Annotated in this window: 5 protein-coding genes and 1 pseudogene; 1 reads left to right on the forward strand and 5 read right to left on the reverse strand. The window is 40.8% G+C overall.

The features are described from left to right. Positions 1-246 precede the first annotated feature (246 nt). Complete coding sequence (locus tag V7K61_RS03955; RefSeq protein ID WP_335051119.1) at positions 247-927, reverse strand: uracil-DNA glycosylase; 681 nt, start codon at positions 925-927, stop codon at positions 247-249. A 191-nt stretch (positions 928-1118) separates the two neighbouring features. Between V7K61_RS03955 and V7K61_RS03960 the strand changes: the two genes are divergently transcribed. Beyond that, positions 1119-1817 (forward strand): phosphoribosyltransferase, encoded by a 699-nt coding sequence (locus V7K61_RS03960; RefSeq protein ID WP_335051121.1) that lies wholly within the window; start codon positions 1119-1121, stop codon positions 1815-1817. 27 nt (positions 1818-1844) lie between these two features. Here the strand turns inward: V7K61_RS03960 and V7K61_RS03965 are convergent. From V7K61_RS03965 to glyQ, 4 genes and pseudogenes are all read right to left on the reverse strand, one after another. Continuing rightward, a pseudogene (locus V7K61_RS03965) lies at positions 1845-2946 on the reverse strand (tetratricopeptide repeat protein). Between the two features lie 216 nt (positions 2947-3162). Beyond that, a complete protein-coding gene (locus tag V7K61_RS03970; RefSeq protein WP_335051123.1) occupies positions 3163-3630 on the reverse strand; it encodes an NADAR family protein in 468 nt (155 codons plus the stop codon). 40 nt (positions 3631-3670) lie between these two features. After that, positions 3671-6025 (reverse strand): ComEC/Rec2 family competence protein, encoded by a 2355-nt coding sequence (locus tag V7K61_RS03975; RefSeq protein WP_335051125.1) that lies wholly within the window; start codon positions 6023-6025, stop codon positions 3671-3673. Between the two features lie 497 nt (positions 6026-6522). Continuing rightward, positions 6523-7422, reverse strand: coding sequence for a glycine--tRNA ligase subunit alpha (glyQ, locus tag V7K61_RS03980; RefSeq protein WP_335051127.1), 900 nt, complete (start codon positions 7420-7422; stop codon positions 6523-6525). Positions 7423-7596 lie beyond the last annotated feature (174 nt).

Below are 7596 nucleotides of genomic sequence, written 5' to 3' on the forward strand. Positions count from 1 at the left end.
GTAATTTGTGATTAGCGCGAAAGCCTGAATTTTCGTTAACTTTTTTCTAATTTATGGATCAAAATTTTTCTCACATTATGATTCAAAGCATACTAGTCATCTACATCGCTTAAAATCTTGTATTTAGTCTTCTTGAGAAGACTTTAGCTATTAGCTTGAGAATTTATTCCCAACCGGGATAGCAACGAAGTGAGTAATTGAAAAGATGCTGGTAATCACAACCCTAGAAAAAGAGGGGATTAAGCATTAGCTGTTATTTTGAATTTCGTCTAACTTGGCACGCACTGCCCGGATATCCTGCCACATCAACCATTTAGGCGCACCTTGTTCTTTAGAAGGGTTACGCAGCAAGTAGGAAGGATGAAAGATTGGCATACATAAACGCCCTTCCCACTCTAGCCACTGGCCGCGAATTTTCGTAATTCCCCGCTTATCGCCAGTGATCCCTTTGACAGCAGTTGCACCCGTTAACAAAATTATTTTGGGGTCAACTAAGCGAATTTGTTCTAGTAGGTATGGTAGACAAGCCGCCACCTCTACAGGCGTTGGAACTCTATTATCTGGTGGGCGACATTTATTGATATTGGCAATGTATACATCATGCTCAGTAGTCAGATTCACCGATGCCAAAATTTTCTCCAGCAATTGTCCCGATCTGCCTACAAATGGTAAACCCGTTTCATCTTCATTTTGACCTGGTGCTTCTCCCACAACCATAATTGGTGCTTTGAGATTGCCACGTCCGACAACAGCATGAGTGCGAGTGTCTCCCAACGCACAACGGTGGCAGCGATCGCAATGCTGTGTCAACTCCGTTATGTCAGAATAAGTTCCAGGAGCGATCGGAATTTTCGCGTCTGTAGGAATCAGTTCTCGTTGGTTAAAAGTTGAGTCGTCGAAGAGGCTGAGTTGGGTTTCGCTGCTCATGAAAATCAGGATTTTGGCATCAGCGCTAGCTGTTATATCTGATTTAAATAGCCCTTTAGCTGGATATTTATCAGAACAATAAACTTTTGCTGAATACTTAATTATTTATACAAATCTTATTGTATCAGTTAATTTGAGACAAAATTCAGTCATGATAAAAGCAGTGCCGTCCTAAGATGCTGGGGGAAACCATGTCACATACCCCACTTTTCGCCGATCGTACCCATGCAGGTAAGTTATTGGCGCGAGTAATTCATGATGTTTTGACTCAGCAAACTATTGATTCTGGGGTAAAGCCTGTACCAATTGTTTATGCTTTGCCAAGAGGGGGTGTACCAGTAGCAGCACCAATAGCACGTCTTTTAGATTGTCCGTTGACAATTGTTGTGGCAAAAAAAATTAGCCATCCAGAAAACCAAGAGTTAGCAATTGGTGCAGTGACTACTTCTGGAAATGTTCTTTGGACCGATCAAAAGCTATTTCGCTCTAAACATGATGCGCGGTGGCGAGAAATAGCTTTAAATAAAGCGATAAACCTTGCTAAGTCTCTTGAGGCTCAATTAATTCCTGCTTGTCCGCAAGTAAATGCAGAGAATGCTACGCTCATCTTAGTTGATGATGGCATTGCTACAGGTATGACAATAGCGGTAGCAGCAACTGCCATGAGAGCGCTTTCTCCAGCAGCAGTTTGGTTATGTACTCCAGTAGCGCCACAAAAATTGCTACCTTGGTTGGAACAGTGGGGCGATCGCACAATAGTCTTGGAAACACCGGAACCCTTCTGGAGTGTGAGTAATTTTTACGCGGAATTTCCCCAAGTAGATACATTAGAAGTTCTCGTATATCTCCAACAACAAAAGACAATCGGGGGAATTGATCTGTGCGAGTAATTTTGAATTGTTTTCCAATCTTACTTTTTAACTATTTGAAGATGTTCCCTGCTGATATTGCATAGCTTTGGCGTAATCACCCAAGGCGTAGCAAGCGACTTTCAGACTGGCAAGAGCTTGTTCTTCACTGCGACGATCTTTGATATTTCTAGCTAACAGCAAACGTTCTTCATAATACGTAATTGCTTTGTTATAGTCACCCAAAGCTTCACAAGCAACTCCTAAACTACTTAAAGACTGTTCCTCACTACGCTTGTCTTGAATTTCTTTGGCTAATTGCAATCGATCTTCATAATACTTAATGGCTTTGGTATAATCACCTAAAGCATAACAAGCATTGCCCAGATTCTTTAGTACTTGAGAAGCACTGCGAACATTTTTTAAGGAGCGTGATAGTACTACACATTGCTCATAATAGGCGATCGCTTTTGGGTAATTGTTCAAAGCATACCAAGCATTACCTAAATTCTTGAGTACCTGTTCCTCCCCCCAATTATCTTTGAGTTCCCGCACAATCTCTAGGCTTTGCTGCTGATACTCAATTGCCTGTGTAAATTTGCCCCAAGCTTTATAAACCAATCCCAAGTTATTCAGTGCTGCCACTTGACTGCGTTTATCTTGCAGCTGCTGGGTTATTTTCAAACATTTTTCCAGAAACTCAATTGCCTTTTCATGGTCATTCAGGTGACGGTAAGCATTACCTAAATGGGAAAGTGCTTGCATTTGCAATGTTAAATCTGAGGTGTTATTGAGCAAAGACAGACACTGTTGGGAGTAAGATATAGCACCTTTGTAGTCTCCAGCGCTGTAAGTTACCAATCCTAAAAAAGAAAGTACCTGTGCCTGTTTTTCTAAATCACCAACTGCCTGAAACAGCCCCAAGGATTGCTGTAAAGATTTCATCGCCGTTATTAATTCGCCGGCTTGCTGCTGTTGAATTCCTTGCCGTAGTAGCTTGGACGCTTCTGACAAACGATCATCACTTTCTTGTAGAGGTATTATTTCTGCTTGTGAACCAGAGTCAAATTCATGGGTAATTGTATTACGCTTCACTGGTTTTAGGTATGTTATGGGTAATTGCAAGGGAACTGTATTTTTCGATCTGGTTATTCCATTCGCCTTTAGACATCAACTCCTTCTTGTGAAGTCTAGTGCTAAATTTAGTGTTCCCAAAACTAGGATGCATCTTTCACCAGTCTCCTTTACCACAGCATAAGTTTAGCAGAGGTGAAAGTTTATATAGCGACGATCGCTTTTGAATTTTAATCGAGGTTTTTAGATTAATACTCATGAAGATTAATAACTATATAGCAGTATTAGATTATTTGCTTGCGATCGAGATTATCTAACAAGTTTTATTATCAATATCTTTGCTCTGTCTATGAAGTAGGATATCCCGCACCTCCATTAAAATTTTTCCTAGCATATTTTTACCACTGCCATCGGCTCCGCAACCCCAGTAAAAATCGATAGGCGAATTTTCAACAATTTCTACATTGTTTGTAGAAAGTAAAATATCTCTAATATCTCTATGAGTTTGAAATTTACATAGCACAGCTTGCCGCATAATGTCGTCTTTAACTTGTTCCCAATCTTGACGTAGGGGACGGGTTCTCTCACGCCCCATTCTTGCCGCATCTTTAGGTGTTTTAACTAGGCGGATTTGTTCTATATGAGGTGTACCCACAAACTTTTGCGCTTGAAAGTAGTGTTCGCTAGTTAACCAATACAATCCATCTAATTCAAAGCCGTGGGATGAAAAGTTAGAGAAACAACCATATTCTTCACGAGTGCTATAAAAGTAGATTGTCATAGATTTAATACAACTTGAATTTACTGAATTTATGAGTTTTTTATAAAACAGATGATTTATTTTCTGTTGATTCAATAAAAGCCTCAAACTGACCATTAGGAGTCCATTGAATAGCCCCATCTCGTCCTGTAAAGAACAGTTTAGTTTGGCTTTGATTCAGTTCAGATAAAGTTTTTGGATCAAAGTTGGCAGAAGAAGCGATCGCTACTTGTGGTTGCAGAGCAATAACTAAATCTTTCAATGACTCAGGGGCACACCAAAGCACTTGCGGGCGAGGCAAACTTCCATTTTTAACTAGTTGTTGTACCTCTTTAGATTTAACATTACCTACTAATAACCAATTTTGATCTAAAATTTGCAATTGTAAAATTGGTAATTGGTCGTTGATTAACTGCGCTACTATCGAACCAGCTTTTACAGATTGACCAACTGCCAATGGTTGATAAAATCCTTGATTTTTTTGTAGTTCCTGTTGAATTGCCTGAGTCGTAATAGAATTATCTGTTTGGGGTGAATATTCATAAAAATTATTGATTGGTAAACGTTGTATTAATTCAAACCAAGCATTGCTTTGATTACCTTGAAAATCAGTTGCGATCGCCCAATTTATTTGATTTACACCCTGCTGTTGTAAAAACGGTAGAATCGTAAAACGTCCTGTACCTTCATCACCACTATTAATCACAGTTACAGTACCTCGATCTTGAACAACTACGATTGGTTCCGTACCCGATTCTAAGACAGTTATTCTAAACAATGTATTTTTAAAATGCCAAAGTGGGATGAATACTAAACCAATCGCAATCATATTAGCAAACCACCACCGTCTTTGCCACCAACGCACTAACCAGACCAATATAATTAGTATATAAATCGCCAAAAGCTGCCAAGTAGATATGCTGCCCACAGCAACAGAATTTCCAGGTAACTTGCTAAAAAATTCCACTAGTTTAATTAGCCAATCAGTAGGGTAATGTAACACCCCAGCTAGGAAGCTTCCTGCTTCAGTCCACACTAAACCTACTAACGCACTGATAATTCCACCTATACTAATGATCGAAATTAATGGAGTACTAACCACATTCAGCAACAGACTATAAGATGGTACAACTCCAAAGACAAAGAGTTGCACAGGTAAAGTCCAAATAGTGGCCGCGAGGGGAACAGCAATCAAAGCAGCGATCGCAGGTGGTAGCCATGCTAGGCGATTGACTAATGCGGGTACTGTTACAACTAATCCTAATGTTGCTAAAAAACTCAATTGAAAACCTAAATCCCAAATCCATAGAGGATTAAACACTAATAGCAGAGTTGCTGCTAATAGTAACGAGCCAAACTGTTTTACCTTTCTTTTTAATAGCAGACCAACTAATGCTGCAAAACCCATAATTACGGCTCTGAGAACCGCAGGTTGAAACCCTGTTAAACTCAGAAAAATGATTAAACCCAAAAACCCAAGGGTAAATTGTGTTCCTTTTCTTGCCCGTCTCGTTAACTGTAAGATCACACTCAGAATCAAAGAAGTTTGGAACCCAGAAGCTGCTAAAGCATGAGCTAATCCGGCTTGTACAAATAAGTCTCTGATATCGTAAGGTAAATCAACAGCTTTGCTACCTAAAACCATTGCGCTGACAAGAGGCCCTTCAGGAACGCCCAACCAACGAACTTGCGATCGCACAATTCGCTCCCGAATTTGCCACCATCCCCATTTACGTTCCTGATCTAAAACATTTATTTGTCTCCCAATCAAACCAGCAAACGTTCCTTCCTGCTTCAGAAACTTCTGAAAATCGAAACCACCAGGGTTGGAAGCCGCCTTTGGTTTGTACAAAATCCCAGTCACGGCAATTTGTTGACTAGGGTATAACCCAGTAGCCTGAAGTATAGGGACTGTCACATACAATTTGCCTGTAACCCCTTGTGGGACACCTGCTGAACCTTTATCATTTTTAACTTCATCTAACTGAGTTGTTTCCAGCCAAAATTGTCCTCGCTGACTGCGAGTTAAGCGGGGATTACTCGCCACTTCGCCGCGTACAATCACAAGCTGTTCTTGATTGCTGCTATTTCCAGGCGGGACAAACTGACTAATATCTTTTGCACCCGGTTGTGGCATTCGCCATTGAAAATATAAAGTTGCCAATAATCCCACCAAGCCAGCAGCTAGCCATATTCGAGGATGGGGAATAGTTTGCCAAATATTAGGCACTGCCTTATTTTTGCTTCCAGTATTTTCTGGTTTCTGAGCAAATTGCTGTAGTGTGCTGCGTCTTCTAAAAACAATTGCTCCCACTATCCCCAGAACCAAAATCCCCACACCACCCCAAGGAACTGCTGTAAACAGCAACCCAAAAATGTAGCCAAGACAAATAATTACACCACTGGTTTGAATCATAAGATTTTTGTAAAAGCACCTGGCAACCCGAATTTGCAGATGGTTTAAATATGGATAGGGCAGCAATAAAGAAAAATCGGCGTTGCTGAATTTGGTTATGAAATTCAAAAATAAAATATTCCAAACTCTTATTATCTGTGCTTGGAACACCTCTGCGTGAGCTTTTTATCTCTCTAACTAGCAACAGCGAAAAGTTTTTATGCTTGTGGTGAGTATAGTCCATCAAGTTTATATAAACAAAGCCCGCACAGGCAGGCGGGCCCTATCCTTGTAGCTTGAATGTTCTAGACTCAATATTTAACCGTATTTCTGTCCTCTAGCAAAAGCCAAATCAAAAAGATATACCTAGCTTAAACCTGAGCGCCACAAGGATAAACAGAACATAAAATCGTAGTGAATTAAATTTGGCACGACTCTGCGTACCTTTGCCTTTACTCTGCGTTTAAAAACGCTATTATTTTACACAAAGCTGTACTTAGTTTGTGTAGGCGCACCCTTTAGGATGTTGGGCTTCCTGTTGAACTCACAGTATCTTTGAGCAACGGAAAACCCAACTTCTCCCTTTGCTCAACATATAAATGAGCTACCTTCCTAGCCAAATGCCGAATCCTAGCAATATAGCGAGTTCTCTCCGTCACCGAAATCACACCTCTAGCATCCAGCAGATTGAATGTGTGCGAACACTTCATTACATAATCTAAGCTAGGCAATACCAACCCTCGCCCCGTCAATTGGGTAGCTTCCTGCTCATACAAATTAAATAATGTCAGTAGCAACTCAGGATTTGACGCTTCAAAGTTGTATGTGCACTGCTCAATCTCACTTTGCAGGAAAACATCGCCATAAGTAATGTTGTCTGTCCACTGGATCTTAGTAAATGTTTCTACTTGCTGGAGATACATTGTCAGCCGCTCTAACCCGTATGTAATTTCAATCGACACCGGACGGCAATCAATTCCTCCACACTGTTGAAAGTAGGTAAATTGAGTAACTTCCATCCCATCTAACCATACTTCCCACCCAGTACCCCAAGCTCCCACTGTTGCATCTTCCCAGTTATCTTCTACAAACCGAATATCGTGGTCTTCAGGACGGATACCTAAAGCCCTTAACGAATCAAGATAAATCTCCTGGATATTATCTGGTGACGGCTTGATCAAAACTTGGTACTGATAATAGTGTTGGAAGCGGTTAGGGTTTTCACCGTAGCGTCCATCAGTAGGTCGACGACAAGGTTCAACATAAGCAACAGCCCAGGGTTCTGGTCCCAATGCTCTTAAAAAAGTCTGTGGATTCTTAGTACCAGCCCCCTTCTCAATATCGTATGGCTGGGCAATAAGACAACCGCGATCGCCCCAGAAATGATGTAATAAACTTATTACCGACTGAAAATTCACGCTTGTTCCATCCTTAGTCAACACAGTGCATAAACCATTGTTGCCTAGAATCCGGCACTGTGGGCAGTTTCAGGAGACACAGAAGCCGTCCAAAAATAATTTGGGAAAAATAGTTGACACAATGAAGTAGGTTCGCTATATTGAATAAGTGCTTGAAGCGGAGCGCGAAAGAGC

Origin of the sequence: Nostoc sp., from assembly GCF_036918015.1 — a bacterium.
Classification (GTDB): domain Bacteria; phylum Cyanobacteriota; class Cyanobacteriia; order Cyanobacteriales; family Nostocaceae; genus Nostoc.

Bases quoted from the DNA above. Each gene is read 5' to 3' on its own strand.
- V7K61_RS03955 (WP_335051119.1), bottom strand. From the start codon at position 927: ATGAGCAGCGAAACCCAACTCAGCCTCTTCGACGACTCAACTTTTAAC.
- V7K61_RS03960 (WP_335051121.1), top strand. From the start codon at position 1,119: ATGTCACATACCCCACTTTTCGCCGATCGTACCCATGCAGGTAAGTTA.
- V7K61_RS03970 (WP_335051123.1), bottom strand. From the start codon at position 3,630: ATGACAATCTACTTTTATAGCACTCGTGAAGAATATGGTTGTTTCTCT.
- V7K61_RS03975 (WP_335051125.1), bottom strand. From the start codon at position 6,025: ATGATTCAAACCAGTGGTGTAATTATTTGTCTTGGCTACATTTTTGGG.